This is a genomic window from Providencia heimbachae ATCC 35613 (genome assembly GCF_001655055.1).
Lineage (GTDB): Bacteria > Pseudomonadota > Gammaproteobacteria > Enterobacterales > Enterobacteriaceae > Providencia > Providencia heimbachae.
In genome coordinates this window covers 95,263-111,463 of sequence record NZ_LXEW01000016.1, presented here as the reverse complement: position 1 = coordinate 111,463, position 16,201 = coordinate 95,263, and the positions used below count along the sequence as shown (strand labels likewise).

Here is a 16,201-nt window from a genome sequence, read left to right as displayed (position 1 = left end):
TTTTTAACGGAACTCGGTAAACTAAGCTTCAATAGGTAGGCCGTTATCTTGCCCCCACTGCGCCCAAGAGCCATCATATAAGCGTACATTGGTATTACCCAGTAGGGTTAATGCCATTAATACAACCGCAGCTGTCATACCAGAACCACAAGTCGTGACGGAAGGCGCATGAATATCGACACCTTGCTGAGCAAAAATAGCTTTTAATTGTTCTGGTGATTTAAATTCACCTTGTTGGACGAGGAGATCCCAAGGGACGTTTTTACTTCCGGGTATATGCCCCATACGCAAGCCCGGGCGTGGCTCAGGTGCCTGCGCTAAAAATCGAGGTGCTGCCCGAGCATCTATAATTTGGATATTACCTTGTTTAACTATCTCAAGGACTTGATTTTGGTTTAAGGCATTACTGTCTTTACGTGTTGCATTAAACGTTTTTTCTGCTGGTGGTGTAACATTACCAGACTGTATTTCAAACCCTGCCGCTTTCCATGCCTCTATGCCGCCCGCGAGAATTTTGACGTTTTTGCAGCCCATTGTGGTAAATGTCCACCAAGCTCTAGGTGCTGAAAATAAATTATTCTGGGCGTAAATGATAACTTGGCTATGATTATCAATTCCCATAGCACCAACCGCTTGATTAAAGGTTTTAGCGTCAGGAAGCATATGCGGCAGGTCACATGATTTATCGGCGACTTCATCTTGATTAAAGAATTGTGCACTTGGGATGTGCTCTTCAAGGTATTTTTGATAGCAATCATACGGTGCAGTTGGAGGGGGAGACGAAGCATCAAGTACAATGATATTTGCATCAAATAAATGCGTGTTTAACCATTGTGGTGTAACAAAATAGTCGTTGTACATAAGCTATCTCCGTCCTGGTTGATAAATTATTTAATGAGATTATTGCATCTGGTTTGGTGTAGGCAGCAAGGATTGAGTTTGGGGCTGCCCTTGCTCTAATGGTGTGGTGGAGCGGGTATAAATATTCATGCCAGCCAAGACAATGCCACCGACTGAGCCTAAAGCAAATAAAGCGCATATTGCGATTGCTACTGTTTTCATTTTTTATAGCCTACATTCAATTAAAGAATACAAAGTATAACCATATGGTTGTTGCAAACAAGTTAAAAGCAGATTTTTGTGTAGTTCTGCGAAAGGCTTTCCACTTTTAATGTATAATGGGTTTTAATACAGTAGTTTTGCGAAGCGGTTGGCAAAATAAGCTTTTCATTTTTGCATCAGTAGCCCATTCGGTTATCTTACCTTTCATATTCGGTCATTAGCATAATTTATGTCTCTGTCTAATAAAATAAAAGAACAAATAACTCAGTGGTATAAAGGTTTATCACTACAAATTGACGGGTTTGTACCTCGTGATGCACAACGCCAAATGATAGCGGAAGTGGCTAAAAATTTAGCCGATGAAGAGGGGCGTCATTTGGTGATTGAAGCGCCGACGGGAGTGGGTAAAACGTTATCGTATTTGATACCCGGTATTGCTGTTGGGCGTGAAGAAAATAAAACGTTAGTGGTGAGTACGGCTAATGTGGCATTACAAGATCAAATTTTTAGCAAAGATTTACCGCTACTGAGCAAGATCATTCCTGATTTGAAATTTACAGGGGCATTTGGGCGAGCCCGTTATGTTTGCCCTCGCAATTTGGCAGCGATTTGCGCCGCGGAAGGCGATCAAATTGATTTAATGCTCTTGGTTGAAGATAAAACAGAAATCGCGAATAGCGAAGAGCGCGCTATTTGCCAAGAACTACGTAATGATTTTAATAGTTTTTTATGGGATGGATTAAGAGACCACCATAAAAAAGCGTTCAGTGACAATTTATGGCGAAAAGTCAGTACGGATAAAATGAACTGTTTGGGACGAAACTGCCAGTTCTATCAGCGCTGTCCATTTTTTATTGCTCGTCGTGAAATTGAAGATGCGGATGTGGTCGTTGCTAACCATGCGTTAGTTATGGCGGCAATGGAAAGCGAGTCTGTTTTACCGGATCCTAAAAAATTGTTATTAGTGCTTGATGAAGGCCACCACGTCCCTGATGTCGCACGAGATGCCCTAGAAGTTGAAGGGGAAATTACCTTGGTTCAATTAACTGGGCAGATTGATAATTTTATTCATCATGTTGGGCAATATATGGCGCAATTTAGGCCTGCAAAACCACCAAAACTAGCCAACCCTGAACGGCTACAAAAACATGCTGAGAAATTAAGAGAAACGTTTCGGGATTTTTCGTTGCAAGCGAATGCATTATTGCCAGAAACTTCAAAAGAGGCTGAATACCTATTCCCGTTAGGTATATTACCTGAAGCAATGCAGCTCAGCTGTCAGGAATTATTTAAGCTAACAGATAGCTTGAAAGGGCTTGCAGAATCGATACTGAGTGATTTAACGGAACAAACTGCTAAGCAAGATATTGTGCGTCTACATCGTTCAATATTAACCACAAGTCGTGCGATGGGGTATTTTGAAAGTATGGCAAAACTTTGGCGTCTTGCTGCTCTTGATCAAAGCTCAGGTGCGCCAGTATCAAAGTGGTTAAGCCGTCGTTATGAAAAAAACCAGTCCCGTTTCTTTATGCATTGTGCTGGGATCCGTGTGAGTGAGCAACTTCAATATCTATTGTGGCGCAACATTCCACATATTGTGATCACCTCAGCGACGTTAAGATCGCTTAATAGCTATTCACGTTTTATGGAATTAACCGGTTTATCGGAAAAAAGCGATGACCGTTTTGTGACGCTTACCTCACCATTTAATCATATTGAGCAAGGAAAATTAGTCATTCCTCAGATGCAATATGAACCGACAATGCAGAGTGAAGCTCAACATCTTGCGGAAATGGCAACCTATTTTCGCAGTGAATTTATAAAAGAAGTCCATAAAGGTGTGTTAATCTTATTTAGCAGCCAAAGAGCAATGGAAGGCTTTTTAGAACATGTCAAAGACCTCCGTTTGCAATTGCTTGTTCAAGGGGATCAACCGCGTTATCGTTTAGTCGAAACACATCGGGAAAGAATCGATAAAGGCTTATCAAGTGCTCTCATTGGCTTACAATCATTTGCAGAAGGGCTTGATTTAAAAGGTGAATATTTAACTCAGGTGCATATTCATAAAATCGCATTTCCGCCTGTGACAAACCCTGTCATTATCACTGAAGGGGATTGGCTCAAATCACTTAAACGTTACCCTTTTGAGGTGCAAAGTTTGCCGAGCGCTTCATTTAATTTGATCCAACAAGCGGGAAGGTTGATCCGCAGCAATGAATGTTATGGTGAAATTATTATTTATGACAAACGATTGTTGACCAAAAGTTATGGAAAACGTTTATTGAATGCACTGCCTGTATTTCCAATAGAACAGCCTGAAGTACCCAAGGTTGATGATTAACAATATTAATAATAGAGATTCACTGAATGCAGATAAATAATATTCCATTCGGGCTAACTGATTGGGCGAGTATTGAACCTGAGACGCATCAAGGTGAGCAGGGTTATGCATTGTGGCGGACAGCAAAATTTGGTGATATTCGTGTACGTATGGTTGAATATTCCGCAGGTTATCTAGCGGATCACTGGTGTTTGAAAGGGCATATTTTATTGTGCTTAGAAGGCGAATTACATTCTGAGCTAGATGATGGCCGTACTTTCGTATTAACCCCTGGTGTTAGCTATCAAGTGGCAGATAATGCCGAAGCTCATCGCTCATCAACACAGATAGGTGCTAAATTATTTATCGTTGATTGATTGTTTTTGCCAATTATAGCTTTTATAAGTTATAGTTTTTATAAATTAATTGCAAAGCGATAATAAGTTGAGGCCACTTTACTGTGGCCTCGTGGTCAATTAATTGACTCTGTTTACGACACTACTCAATATTAGCTTCTAAAAACCATAAGAATTTATCCATATCACGGGATGCGGCGGTAAACATATCCGCAGTATCTTCGTCTTCAACTTCATCAATAGCTTTACGGATATCATTAGCGACAACGGCGTAGCGATCGGCTAACGCTTTTAAATGATCTTGCACACTGTGAATATTGATCGGGTAAGCTTCTAGTGATGTGAATTTATTGACCTCTTGGGTTGTCCCGATAGCGACACCACCCAGTTGAACTGCGCGCTCTGCGAATTCATCAAGATGTTCAACGAGGGTTGTTCTAAAGCCATCTAGCATCTCATGTACGGCAATAAAGTTGCGTCCACGCATATTCCAATGAGCTTGTTTAGTCATTAAGGATAGGTCAGTAAAATGGATAACCATGATATTTAAAATACCAATAGTTTCTAATTTTACGCTATCTTCCAGATCGTTACGAGTATATAAAAGTTCGTTTGAAGATGTTTTAAATAGTTTAGCTGTACTCATGATTCATCCTCTCTTAAATATGAATTTATTTAATAACTCCATCTGTTAATTACTATAGAGCACCAAATTTAATTTGTCATAATGTAATAATCGATTAAATTAATAGGTGAACTCGATATACTCTTTATTCATCAAGCTCTATCTAATATTCAGGGTATAACTCTGAGGTAATTATTTTATGCAATAAATGCTATTTTGTGAGAATTTAATTATCTCTATATTAGATTGAAAGTAATAAACTAATATTTCAAATAAATGAAGAAATGTTTACAAAAAAATAGGGTTAATGAATATTTAAATTTCATTAACCCTTTTAGTTCGTTAAATAATAACTAAACGTTTAAATATTTGATTAGGTGACTTTTTCTATTTTTGATTTAGGAACAGCCGTTGATGTTGAACCAATTGAGGCACAAACAATGAAAAGCAGGGCAAGCCACTGAGTTAAAGTTAAATGTTCATGCAAGAAGACAATACCTAAAAATGCGCCCATGCAAGGTTCAAGGCTCATCAGTGTACCAAAAGTACGAGCAGGTAAGCGGGTTAATGCGATCATTTCTAGCGTATACGGAAACGCGGTAGACAGTATCGCTACGGCTAACGCTAGCGGTAAAATCGCAGGGTCAAACATCACCTCAAAACCCGTTTGCATTAAACCAATTGGGAAGAAGATCAACGCTGAAATAAATGAACCAATGGCAACAGTTGCTGCACCATAACCGGCTCCCGCACGCTGGCCAAATATAATATAAATTGCCCAACACACACCGGCACCAAGTGCATATAACGCACCTACGGTATCAATTGAATTAATGTTATCGCCGATAGGTAATAAAAAGAGTAAGCCGGCAATAACCAGTCCTATCCACAGAAAATCAATAGGGCGGCGAGATGAAAACATCGCTACAGCTAAAGGGCCTGTAAATTCTAATGCTACGGCAATACCTAAAGGGATACGCTCAAGTGAGAGGTAAAAAAGGTAATTCATGGTCCCAAGAGAAACACCATAGGCAAGTAATGGAACAAGTGAGCTTTTTCTAAAATTTAAACGCCAAGGTTTAAAAATAGTGCACAAAATGATAGTGGCGAGTAATAAACGTAATCCAGTGACACCGGGAGCGCCGATCATTGGAAATAATGTTTTAGCCAAAGATGCACCACTTTGAATAGAGGCCATCGCTAATAATAGCAACCCTATAGGCAATAGCGGAAATGCGCTCTTTTTTGTATTGGCAGACATGAATAATTAAACCTCAGAAAATACGTGACGAGTAGACAAAACAGGCTGATTGTCTTAAAAGAACTGCAAATAGTAATAATAGGGAAACACCGCGCCGCCTAAATGGTATTTTGCTACGCAAATATTTCTGCCCCAATTATGTCATAAAAGCCATTGGGTTAATATTTCTTTATTGAAGTCTCTAATAATATTTAAGGTAATGAAGTCTAAGCAATCATTAGGTTACAAAAATATGTGTAGCATCAAGACCCACTTATATTAATTGACTATGAGCTAGAATGTTTGTTGAGCTTCCTAGGCGGCGCCGTATAATGCTTTTTTGAAAAAAAGTAACAATAAAATAAAAATGAGGAAGAGATGAGAAAAATTAAAAGTATCGCAATTTATTGTGGCTCAAGCATGGGGTCGAATGCGCTTTATAAGCAACAAGCGATTGAATTTGCGAAAGAGATGGTAAAGCGCGACATCACGTTAGTTTATGGTGGTGCAAGTGTTGGGATCATGGGAACAATTGCAGATACCGTTTTATCGCTAGGCGGTAAGGCGATTGGCGTTATTCCTTCACTACTTGAAGAGCGTGAAATTTCCCATAAAAACCTCACTGAGCTCTATAAAGTTGAAACGATGCATCAGCGCAAAAATAAAATGATCGAGTTAGCGGATGCATTTGTCGCATTGCCCGGTGGGTACGGCACATTAGAAGAGTATGCGGAAGTGTTTACGTGGAGCCAAATTGGCCTTCACACTAAACCCTGCGCATTATTCAATATCAATAACTACTGGCAGCCACTAATTGATATGACGAATAAAATGGCGGATGAAGGTTTTTTACATGAAAAATATCGAAATATGGCGATTGTAGAAACAACGCCGAGCGCATTATTAGATCGTTTTGAAACCTATATTGCGCCACCAGTAAAAACATACGATTAATATTTATGCTTTTAATACATCAAGTTGCCTACGCGTTAGTTTTTTAGCTGTTCGAATCATATCATTACGTATGCTATCGGGATAACTATACTGGCTGGCCTTATGCAACTTGAATTGTTTTGGATATAGTATTAATTAAAATCAGCAGTAAATTAAGGATAGGTAAATGAAGATAAGAAAAGCAGTGAAAAATGACCTTCATGGGATCCTCGATTTATACCAACTATTATTTTCAGAAATGGCTGCGCTGGATAATGAACGGATACAGTCAGCGGAACAACAACCTGAATTTATTGAAGAAGCCATAAATAACGTAAAGTTTCACCTTATTGTTGCTGATGTTGAAGGACAGATAAAAGGCTTCTGTATTGCACAAAAACAATCAGCTGCCCCTTTCAATTGTATGGTAGCTAGAGACTTTGCTTATGTTTTTGATTTGGTGGTTGAGCCTAATTTTCGAGGTGAAAAAGTAGGGCATAACTTGCTGAATGAAATGAAAGAATGGGCGAAGTGTAATCAACTAAGTCACTTGGAACTTTCTGTACTTTCTCAAAATCGTAGAGCGATTAAATTTTATGAACGAGAAGGGTTAACAGAAATAACGCGGACAATGGGGATTAAAATTTAGCATAAAGAGGTCAGTATAAAATAAGGACAGATCTTTTTATTTAAAACATCAAATCAAAATCCAGTTTTAGCCCGGCGTGCTAAAAAACGTACTAAACTCTGCGAGACCTAAGCATCGAGTTGTGGCATAATGCGCCGCTATTTATCCCCGTCATACTTCAAATCAGGGTGGCTATTTGCGACCTGTATTGCGCAGTATGTTCATGCTATCGGGTTTGTGTTGCATGAACGAAAATAGTTCTTCATGAAATAGCTACGCTTAACGCCTTCATGCAGCTCGAATTATTTAAGGTATAGCGGGTATCACTACATACAGATTAATTTAAGTAAGGCATAGAAGTGTTAACGACAAACAATATCACTATGCAGTTTGGCAGTAAGCCGCTGTTTGAAAATATTTCAGTTAAATTTGGAACGGGTAACCGCTACGGTTTGATTGGCGCGAATGGCGCAGGTAAATCAACATTCATGAAAATTTTGGGTGGCGATTTAATTCCTTCTGCCGGTAATGTGAGCGTGACAGATCCGAATGAACGTATTGGTAAACTACGCCAAGACCAGTTTGCATTCGAAGAATTTACCGTGCTTGATACTGTTATCATGGGACATGCTGAGCTTTGGAATGTAAAACAAGAACGTGACCGTATCTACGCATTGCCTGAGATGAGCGAAGAAGACGGCTACCGTGTTGCTGATCTTGAAGTCGCTTATGGCGAAATGGATGGCTATAGCGCAGAGTCTCGTGCTGGCGAATTACTGCTTGGTGTTGGTATTCCTGTTGAGCAACATTATGGGCCAATGAGTGAAGTCGCTCCTGGTTGGAAATTACGTGTTCTCTTGGCTCAAGCACTGTTTGCAAATCCAGATATTTTGTTGCTTGATGAGCCAACGAATAACTTGGATATTGATACCATTCGTTGGTTGGAGCAAGTGCTAAATGACCGTGACTGCACTATGGTTATTATTTCCCATGATAGGCACTTCTTGAATACCGTTTGTACTCATATGGCCGATTTAGACTATGGTGAGCTGCGTCTCTTTTCGGGTAACTATGACGAATACATGATTGCGGCGACACAAGTTAGAGAACGCTTAGTTTCTGATAATGCGAAGAAAAAAGCACAAATTGCAGAGTTACAATCCTTTGTTAGCCGCTTTAGTGCCAACGCATCTAAATCCAAACAAGCGACATCTCGTGCACGTCAAATTGATAAAATTCAATTAGATGAAGTAAAAGCATCAAGCCGTCAAAACCCATTTATTCGTTTTGAGCAAGAGAAAAAACTGTTCCGTAACGCGCTTCAGTTAGAAGATGTGAGCAATGGTTATGGTAAAGCTCCTTTATTCAAAAACTTGAATTTACTGCTTGAAGTTGGCGAGAAAATGGCGGTTATCGGTGCGAATGGTATCGGTAAAACCACCTTTTTGAAAACATTGGTTGGTGAGCATGCTGCGACTAACGGTACCGTTAAGTGGTCAGAAAATAGCAATATTGGCTATTATGCACAGGATCATGCGGATGAATTTGCTATTGATTTGAATGTGTTTGATTGGATGAGTCAGTGGAAAAGCGAAGGGGATGACGAGCAAGCAGTACGCAGCATTCTTGGTCGTTTACTGTTCTCCCAAGATGACATCAAGAAAAAAGTTTCGGTTCTATCTGGTGGTGAACAAGGCCGTATGCTATTTGGTAAATTGATGATGCAACAGCCAAATGTGCTTATTATGGATGAGCCAACCAACCACTTAGATATGGAATCTATCGAATCATTGAACCTTGCCCTTGAAATGTACGAAGGAACACTGATTTTTGTATCCCATGACCGTGAATTTGTGGGCTCACTAGCAAGCCGTATTATCGAAATTAGAGAAGATAAAGTGATTGATTTTAAAGGTACTTATGATGAGTATCTGGCGAGTCAAGGCGTAGTTCTCTAAACCAAAAATTTGCTTTGTAGAATACAAATAGCCCCTTCATGGCAGTAAAGCGGAAGGGGCTAATTTATTTCTGAAGAAGCTACTTTTAACTAACTTAGTTCTTTTTCACAAACTCAGACTTTAGTTTCATTTGACCAAAACCATCAATTTTACAATCAATGTTGTGATCGCCTTCGACTAAACGGATCCCTTTCACGCGAGTTCCAATCTTCAGCATTGTTGAGCTGCCTTTCACTTTAAGATCTTTGATAACCGTGACGGTATCGCCATCTACTAACAAGTTACCATTTGCATCTTTAACGATTAGCTCATCAGTTTCTTCAACAGCTTCGGCATCATTCCATTCATGTGCACACTCAGGACAGACATACATTTCGTTATCAGTGTAGGTGTATTCAGACTGACATTTTGGGCAAGGAGGGAATTGCATAATAATATTCTCAGTAACTTATCAAAAATAAAATGTGGTGATGAGTCTGTGCACTATCACCACGAAAGAGGGATAGTATAAGGTTAAAGGCCAATAAAATCATTTTTTCGGATTATTCTTAATTTTTTTGACGGCATGTTACATTGAAGGAGAGGTAGCGAGATTATCTCGCCACCGAAAATTAGACTGATAAGGGGCTGTTAGCGCAAACTTCACAATGAGGATCTTTACGAAGTTTGAATTGGCGAAAATCCATCGTCATTGCATCAAAAAGTAATACTTTACCGGTGATGACTTTACCGTATTGCGTTAGCAATTTAATCGTTTCCATGGCTTCGAGGGTGCCAATGGTACCGACTAATGGCGACATCACACCGGCTTCAACGCAGGTTAAACTATTTTCACCAAATAAACGGCTTAAACAGTGATAACAAGGGGCATCGTCATCATAGGTAAATACTGCAAGTTGCCCTTCCATACGAATGGCAGCACCGGAAACGAGTGGTTTTTTATGCGCTAGGCATAAACGGTTTAACTGCTCACGTATTGCGACATTATCGGTACAATCAAGCACCACATGGTGATCAATGATTAAGGCATCAAGTTGCTGATCATCGAGTTGAGCATTGATGGTATCTATGTGAATGTGTGGATTGATAGCTGCAAGCTGTGATTTTGCAGAGTCAACTTTTGGCTCGCCAATGGTCGCGTCACGGTGAAGCGTTTGCCTTTGCAGATTTGACAATGACACTGTATCAAAATCAACTAAGGTCAAATGCCCAATGCCTGCCGCGGCAAGGTACTGCGTTGCGGCACAACCAAGACCCCCTAAGCCGATCACTAACACCGTACTGGCTTTCAGTTTTTCTTGGCCGTCAAAATCAAACCCTCGAAGTATAATTTGACGGTTATAACGCAGCATTTCATCATCGCTAAGTTCTTGCACGGGTATTATTCACTTTTCAATAAGTAATTGAACATTTCAACTTCAACCATTTCGCCTGCAGCGACATGACCACGTTCTCTTTCTAGAACGATAAAGCAATTCGCTTGGCTAAATGAGCTAAAGATATGAGAACCTTGATGTCCTGTAGTTTCAACCTGCAATTGTCCTTGTTCATTGGAGGTTAAAACTCCACGCTGAAAATCCAATCGTCCCGGTGATTTTTTTAATGGCGTCGTTACGGGAACTTTGAAACGAATAGGGGCTTTCCATTGGCTATGGCCTGAAAGGCGTGCAATGAGTGGCTGAACCAGCTGATAAAAAGTCAGTGCTGCGGAAACCGGATTACCCGGTAATCCACAGAACCAGGCGGAACTGAGCTTACCAAAGGCAAAAGGTTTACCTGGTTTAATCGCTAACTTCCAAAAACCAATTTGGCCGAGGTCATCAAGTATCTGTTTGGTGTAATCCGCTTCCCCAACAGAAACGCCACCGCTGCTGATCACTAAATCTGCTTGGCTATTGGCTTCAATAAAGGTCTGCTTCAGTTTTTCTGGCGAGTCCGGAATGACACCCAGATCCAATACTTGGCAATTTAATTTTTCTAACATCAAACGAACAGCGAAGCGGTTGGTATCATAAATTTGCCCATCAGCAAGCGGCTTACCGACAGCTTGAAGTTCATCGCCGGTAGAAAAAACGGCCACTTTTAAACGACGGTATACCGTGACATCACTAATGCCTAAAGAGGCAATTAGCGGCAGTTGAGCGGTTGAAAGCAAGGTTCCCGCAGGGAAAACAGGCTTTCCTTGGACGATATCCTCACCAACTTTACGAATATTACTGCCTTTTTTAAATGGTTGAGTAAAAAGAATCCCTTGTTCGGTTTGTTCAGTGGATTCTTGCATCACTACAGTATCAACGCCTTGAGGGATAGGCGCGCCTGTCATAATGCGGACACAGCCCCCTTTTTCTAATGGCCCTTGCATTGGGTTGCCTGCAAATGATTTGCCAACAACAGGCATCGGTGTTGTGCCGTCCCAATCATCAAAACGTAGACCGTAGCCATCCATTGCAGAGTTATCAAATGGGGGAACATTAATGGGAGATATTAGGTCAGTGGCGATAATGCGTTGAGCAGAATCAGTGAGTGGAATAATTTCTGTTTGAGTTATCACGGGTGTTTGTGAAAGTAATTTTTCGAGTGCAAGCTCAAGAGAAATCAAATCTTTAGTATGGCTCTGATCCATAATGCAGTTACCCCATTATCATTTTGCCTTAGAGGCTTAAAATTGGTTAGTGCTGCTTATTATGTCAGAGATTAGCCAGTGGGTGAATGAATAGAAATTGATTCGAGATAGCTTTTAGATAGATTGATTGATGTGATTTAAAATAATGAAGATGAGCCTCAGTCAGATATGAGGCTCATCTTAGATTAGTTAGCGTTAGTATCAATAATCGGTTGGCGGACTAAAAATACATAAGCCAGTGCGCCACATAAGGTTACACAACTACAAATAATTAATGCTAAGTTAAAAGAGTTGGTTTTATCGAGGATAAATCCCGTCACAATAGGTGCAAATGAAGCACATATAAAGCTAGCAAAGTTTTGAATGCTGCCCACAGAAGCGGTCATTCTCGAAGCAACAGCGACATGAATCAACCCCCATGCGGAAGTGCCCGCAAAGTGGATGCAAAACAGCGCCATACCAATAAGTAATACGGCAGACATCGAGGTTGTTGCTTGTGGCACGATGAAGGTGAATAATGCGGAAAGTACCATTCCAATAACAATGCTCACTTTTCTTGTTTTTAAGGGCTCCATGCCTTTTTTGACTAGACTATCCGTCACATATCCATTAATGAGCATTCCCGCAGCCCCGAATAGGAAAGGGATGGCTGCCATCATTCCCGTGCTTTTTAAATCAAGGTTATAGGAAGATTGTAAATAGCCGGGTAACCATGCTAAATAAAGCCAAGCAGTATAGTTAATACCACTAAAGCCGAGCATCATTCCCCACATGGTGCGGTTACGAAATAACCCTCGCCATTCAGCAAAACTGAGCGGATTACGTTGAGTATTGACGCTGCCTGCATTTAAGTAGTCTTGCTCCTCACTATTTAAGGCAATATCTTCACGGTTTCTGTACAGCATGTACCAACCGATAGCGAGAAATATACCTAATACGCCGATGGTAACAAACATCCCTCGCCAGCCAATAACCAGCATCATTGCAGCAAGTAAAGGGGGGCTGATGGCGACACCAATCGTTGATGCCGCATTAAAAAAGCCCATTGGTCGACCACGCTCTTTAATATTGAACCAGTCATTTATCACTTTCACGCCACAGGGATTCATTGGTGCTTCACCAATTCCCATACCGATACGAGCGAGAACAAATTGAGAAAAGGTTTGCACTAATCCAGATAAGGCTTGAAAAAGTGACCAAAAAAACATCCCTATCCCCAACATTAAGCGAGGCCCTTTTCTATCCAATAATGGGCCGCAGGGAAGCTGGGCTATGCCATAAGCAAATGAAAAAACCGAAAGTAAGATACCAATCTCAGTGGCACTTAAACCTAATTCATCACGAATAGTTTGGTTGGCAACCGAAAGTGAGCTTCTATCAAGGTAATTAATAACAGCCGCTAAAAATAAAAGTATCATTGCTGTCATTTGTATCCGTTTTAAACGTTTACTTTTTATGGGGATAGCATTTTGTTCTTGGGGTATATCGGTTTTTTTTATGGTATTTAAATTAGCTTGAGGGTTGAGAGTATTATCTTTGTTCTCCACGCCTAACTCCTTATTTTACAGTAAGTTTATTACTGATTAGATAATCATCAAAGCTTTATCTATCTCTGTTTTTTATTTATTTTTTGACTCAAGGATTTCCCTTGTTAAGAACTGATTTATTTAATTCAACTTGAGAATAGGCAGGAAGATATATTTATAACTGATAATTTCATTGATCCGTGCGCTTGATAGAAAATTACTGTTTTTTATTGGTACTTAATAAATAAAAATCATATTTATTGGTACTTTATAAATAAAAAACACATTTAGTTCAGGTTTATGCGTATTCCATCACAAACTAAATTGATATAACGTTTTTTTGCTCTTTTTTGGCTGAAATTAATTGCAATACAAATAAGGAGAGCATTATGTCAATCATCAATACATTAGTTTGCTTAGAACCTAAAAAATTAGTTTGGGAAAAACGTGCCGCTCTAGCGCCTTCATCGAACGAAGCGAAAATTAAAATCAAAACAGTGGGAATATGCGGAACCGATATTCATGCATGGGCGGGAAATCAACCTTTTTTCAGTTATCCTAGAGTTCTAGGTCATGAAATTTGTGGTGAAATTGTTCAATTAGGCTCGGGGCAATCTGAGTTTAAAGTCGGCCAGCAGGTTGCGGTTATTCCTTATGTGGCTTGTTATAAATGTCCTTCTTGCCTCAGTGGCCGCACAAATTGCTGTGAAAATATTTCGGTTATTGGTGTGCATGAAGATGGTGGTTTCGCTGATTATTTAAATGTACCTGTAGCGAATTTATTATTAGCAGAAGGTATTGAAGCTGATGCAGCGGCACTAATAGAGCCTTTTGCTATCAGTGCTCATGCTGTGCGTCGAGCGGATGTTCAAGCTAATGAGGCGGTACTGGTTGTTGGTGCAGGTCCTATTGGCCTTGGTGTTGCCGCTATCGCTGCTGCCGATGGTGCCCAAGTTGTGGTTGCTGATACCAGCGCAGCTCGGCGTGAACACGTTTCTAAAAATTTATCGTTATCTACGATTGATCCATCTGCCGACAACTTTGAAAGTCAGTTAAGAGAATATTTTTCAGGGGCTTTACCATTAAAGGTTATTGATGCGACAGGTAATCAGCACGCGATGAATAACAGTGTTAACTTAATTCGCCATGGTGGAACGATTGTATTTGTCGGTTTATTTAAAGGAGACCTGCAATTTTCAGATCCTGATTTTCATAAAAAAGAAACTACCATGATGGGGAGCCGAAATGCGACGCCAGAAGATTTTGAAAAAGTAGGCAGACTAATGGCAAACAATAAGCTCAATGCAAATATGATGCTTACACACCATTATTCATTTAGCTCACTCGCCGAAATATATGAAAAAGACGTTATCAATAATCATGAATTGATTAAAGGCGTTATTCAATTTTAATTTCGGAGAGCTGAAGATGAAAAAATTAAATCGAGAAAATTTTCCAGGTGCACGTTTTCCAACACGTATTATTCAGTTTGGTGAAGGAAATTTTTTACGCGCATTTGTTGACTGGATAGTTGATGTTTTAAATGAGAAAACAGATCTTAATGCTGGAATAACTATTATTCGTCCTATTAATACTGATTTTCCACCTTCGTTGAATTGCCAAGATGGCTTGTATACGACACTTATTCGCGGATTAAATGAAAAAGGCGAGAAAGTCAGTGAATCACGACTTATTAGGTCAGTTAATAATGAAATAAATGTATATAAAGAGCATGATAGCTATCTTGCGCTTGCTAAAGATAAAAATATTCAATTTGTTTTTTCGAATACCACTGAAGCTGGGATTAGCTACAACCCAAATGATAAAATTGATGATACACCACCGATAAGTTATCCCGCTAAACTCACTCAATTATTATTTGCTCGCTTCAATCATTTTAATGGGGATAGAGATAAAGGCTGGGTCATTATTCCTTGTGAATTGATTGACTATAATGGTGAAGCTTTAAAAGAAATTATTCTGCGTTATGCACTCGAATGGAAATTACCAAAAGCGTTTGTTGAATGGATAGAAACAGCAAATACATTTTGTTCAACACTCGTTGATAGAATTGTAACGGGTTATCCTCGTGATGAAATTGAATCAATTCAACAAGAGTTAGGCTATCAAGATGAATTTGTTGATACAGCAGAGTATTTTTATTTATTTGTTATTCAAGGCCCTGATTGGTTAGCCCAAAAATTATGTATTGATAAATATCCAATGAATGTTCATATCGTTGATGATATTAAACCGTATAAAGAGCGTAAAGTTGCTATTCTTAATGGCGCACATACAGCGATGGTGCCGATTGCTTGGTTATGTGGGTTAAATACGGTAGGCCAAGCGATGGAAGATAAAGATGTTAAATTGTTTATCGAGAAATTATTGAATGATGACATTATTCCTGTTTTAGATTTACCTGAAGCTGAGTTACGCACTTTTGCTGATGCTGTGACCGGGCGCTTTCAGAACCCTTATATTCAGCATCAACTACTTTCTATTGCTTTAAATAGCATGACTAAATTTAAAACGCGTTTATTGCCACAACTTATGGCGGGTATTCATCAGGGATATGTCTCTGAACGGTTATGTTTTGCACTTGCGGCACTGCTTATTTTTTATCGGGGTCAGCGTTCAGGCGAGGTTTACCCTTTGCAAGATGATGAGATTTGGTTAACCCGCTTTGCACAATTATGGCCTAAAGTCGGTGATAGCATCAGTTCAAAAGAGTTTGTCAGTACTGTTCTCTCCGATAAAAAACATTGGGAACAGGATTTAAGCCAAAATGAAGAATTAGTTGATAAGGTATCTAAACAAATTGATGCTATTTTAAATCAAGGTATGCGGGCAGCATTAAATAAACTTAATTAATTATTTTATTCACTAGTGCTATTGTGTCATTGCATCGAAGCAGTGGCACAATGGAC

The 16,201-nt window shown here is 39.6% G+C and carries 14 protein-coding genes and 1 pseudogene; 7 read left to right on the top strand and 8 right to left on the bottom strand.

Annotated features, from left to right (window positions below):
- Positions 1 to 21 precede the first annotated feature (21 nt).
- Positions 22 to 861 carry a 3-mercaptopyruvate sulfurtransferase gene (sseA, locus tag M998_RS05345; RefSeq protein ID WP_068907937.1) on the bottom strand — a complete coding sequence of 280 codons (840 nt, stop codon included), beginning with the start codon at positions 859 to 861 and terminating at the stop codon, positions 22 to 24.
- A 39-nt stretch (positions 862 to 900) separates the two neighbouring features.
- Positions 901 to 1,062: a YohO family small membrane protein gene (locus tag M998_RS19645; RefSeq protein ID WP_166696373.1), complete on the bottom strand. Its 162-nt coding sequence runs from the start codon at positions 1,060 to 1,062 to the stop codon at positions 901 to 903.
- A gap of 229 nt (positions 1,063 to 1,291) precedes the next feature.
- Between M998_RS19645 and dinG the strand changes: the two genes are divergently transcribed.
- Both dinG and M998_RS05335 read left to right on the top strand, forming a co-directional pair.
- A complete protein-coding gene (dinG, locus tag M998_RS05340; RefSeq protein WP_068907936.1) occupies positions 1,292 to 3,403 on the top strand; it encodes an ATP-dependent DNA helicase DinG in 2,112 nt (703 codons plus the stop codon).
- Positions 3,404 to 3,429: 26 nt separating this feature from the next.
- Complete coding sequence (locus tag M998_RS05335) at positions 3,430 to 3,759, top strand: DHCW motif cupin fold protein (RefSeq protein WP_068907935.1); 330 nt, start codon at positions 3,430 to 3,432, stop codon at positions 3,757 to 3,759.
- A gap of 121 nt (positions 3,760 to 3,880) precedes the next feature.
- Here M998_RS05335 and dps read toward each other — a convergent pair whose 3' ends face one another.
- On the bottom strand, positions 3,881 to 4,384 hold the full coding sequence (gene dps / locus M998_RS05330; protein WP_068441892.1) for a DNA starvation/stationary phase protection protein Dps: 504 nt from the start codon (positions 4,382 to 4,384) through the stop codon (positions 3,881 to 3,883).
- 352 nt (positions 4,385 to 4,736) lie between these two features.
- Positions 4,737 to 5,624 carry a threonine/homoserine exporter RhtA gene (gene rhtA / locus M998_RS05325; RefSeq protein ID WP_068441895.1) on the bottom strand — a complete coding sequence of 296 codons (888 nt, stop codon included), beginning with the start codon at positions 5,622 to 5,624 and terminating at the stop codon, positions 4,737 to 4,739.
- 357 nt (positions 5,625 to 5,981) lie between these two features.
- Between rhtA and M998_RS05320 the strand changes: the two genes are divergently transcribed.
- The 3 genes from M998_RS05320 to M998_RS05310 all read left to right on the top strand — a co-directional run bounded on the left by M998_RS05320 (position 5,982) and on the right by M998_RS05310 (position 9,122).
- Entirely contained in the window at positions 5,982 to 6,557 is a 576-nt protein-coding gene (locus M998_RS05320) for an LOG family protein (RefSeq protein ID WP_068441898.1), read from the top strand.
- A 166-nt stretch (positions 6,558 to 6,723) separates the two neighbouring features.
- On the top strand, positions 6,724 to 7,185 hold the full coding sequence (locus M998_RS05315) for a GNAT family N-acetyltransferase (RefSeq protein ID WP_068907933.1): 462 nt from the start codon (positions 6,724 to 6,726) through the stop codon (positions 7,183 to 7,185).
- 338 nt (positions 7,186 to 7,523) lie between these two features.
- Positions 7,524 to 9,122 (top strand): ABC-F family ATPase, encoded by a 1,599-nt coding sequence (locus tag M998_RS05310; protein WP_068441904.1) that lies wholly within the window; start codon positions 7,524 to 7,526, stop codon positions 9,120 to 9,122.
- Positions 9,123 to 9,216: 94 nt separating this feature from the next.
- On the opposite strand, the gene M998_RS05305 is transcribed toward M998_RS05310, so the two are convergent.
- From M998_RS05305 to M998_RS05290, 4 genes and pseudogenes are all read right to left on the bottom strand, one after another.
- A complete protein-coding gene (locus M998_RS05305; protein ID WP_068441907.1) occupies positions 9,217 to 9,552 on the bottom strand; it encodes a zinc ribbon domain-containing protein YjdM in 336 nt (111 codons plus the stop codon).
- Between the two features lie 181 nt (positions 9,553 to 9,733).
- Complete coding sequence (gene moeB, locus M998_RS05300) at positions 9,734 to 10,498, bottom strand: molybdopterin-synthase adenylyltransferase MoeB (protein WP_197713309.1); 765 nt, start codon at positions 10,496 to 10,498, stop codon at positions 9,734 to 9,736.
- A 5-nt stretch (positions 10,499 to 10,503) separates the two neighbouring features.
- Positions 10,504 to 11,745, bottom strand: coding sequence for a molybdopterin molybdotransferase MoeA (moeA, locus tag M998_RS05295; RefSeq protein ID WP_068907931.1), 1,242 nt, complete (start codon positions 11,743 to 11,745; stop codon positions 10,504 to 10,506).
- A 185-nt stretch (positions 11,746 to 11,930) separates the two neighbouring features.
- Positions 11,931 to 13,196: pseudogene (locus tag M998_RS05290) on the bottom strand (MFS transporter); the annotation flags it as partial.
- 464 nt (positions 13,197 to 13,660) lie between these two features.
- Here M998_RS05290 and M998_RS05285 point away from each other — a divergent pair.
- Together M998_RS05285 and M998_RS05280 are read left to right on the top strand one after the other, a co-directional pair.
- Positions 13,661 to 14,683, top strand: a complete 1,023-nt coding sequence (locus M998_RS05285) for a zinc-binding alcohol dehydrogenase family protein (RefSeq protein WP_068907929.1) — start codon at positions 13,661 to 13,663, stop codon at positions 14,681 to 14,683.
- A 16-nt stretch (positions 14,684 to 14,699) separates the two neighbouring features.
- The gene (locus M998_RS05280; RefSeq protein WP_068907927.1) at positions 14,700 to 16,145 is read left to right on the top strand and encodes a tagaturonate reductase; all 1,446 of its coding nucleotides are present in this window, start codon (positions 14,700 to 14,702) and stop codon (positions 16,143 to 16,145) included.
- Positions 16,146 to 16,201 lie beyond the last annotated feature (56 nt).

Coding starts and splice junctions, on each gene's coding strand:
- M998_RS05320 (WP_068441898.1), top strand. CDS start 5,982: ATGAGAAAAATTAAAAGTATCGCAATTTATTGTGGCTCAAGCATGGGG.
- M998_RS19645 (WP_166696373.1), bottom strand. CDS start 1,062: ATGAAAACAGTAGCAATCGCAATATGCGCTTTATTTGCTTTAGGCTCA.
- M998_RS05285 (WP_068907929.1), top strand. CDS start 13,661: ATGTCAATCATCAATACATTAGTTTGCTTAGAACCTAAAAAATTAGTT.
- moeA (WP_068907931.1), bottom strand. CDS start 11,745: ATGGATCAGAGCCATACTAAAGATTTGATTTCTCTTGAGCTTGCACTC.
- M998_RS05335 (WP_068907935.1), top strand. CDS start 3,430: ATGCAGATAAATAATATTCCATTCGGGCTAACTGATTGGGCGAGTATT.
- dps (WP_068441892.1), bottom strand. CDS start 4,384: ATGAGTACAGCTAAACTATTTAAAACATCTTCAAACGAACTTTTATAT.
- rhtA (WP_068441895.1), bottom strand. CDS start 5,624: ATGTCTGCCAATACAAAAAAGAGCGCATTTCCGCTATTGCCTATAGGG.
- M998_RS05315 (WP_068907933.1), top strand. CDS start 6,724: ATGAAGATAAGAAAAGCAGTGAAAAATGACCTTCATGGGATCCTCGAT.
- dinG (WP_068907936.1), top strand. CDS start 1,292: ATGTCTCTGTCTAATAAAATAAAAGAACAAATAACTCAGTGGTATAAA.
- sseA (WP_068907937.1), bottom strand. CDS start 861: ATGTACAACGACTATTTTGTTACACCACAATGGTTAAACACGCATTTA.
- M998_RS05280 (WP_068907927.1), top strand. CDS start 14,700: ATGAAAAAATTAAATCGAGAAAATTTTCCAGGTGCACGTTTTCCAACA.
- M998_RS05305 (WP_068441907.1), bottom strand. CDS start 9,552: ATGCAATTCCCTCCTTGCCCAAAATGTCAGTCTGAATACACCTACACT.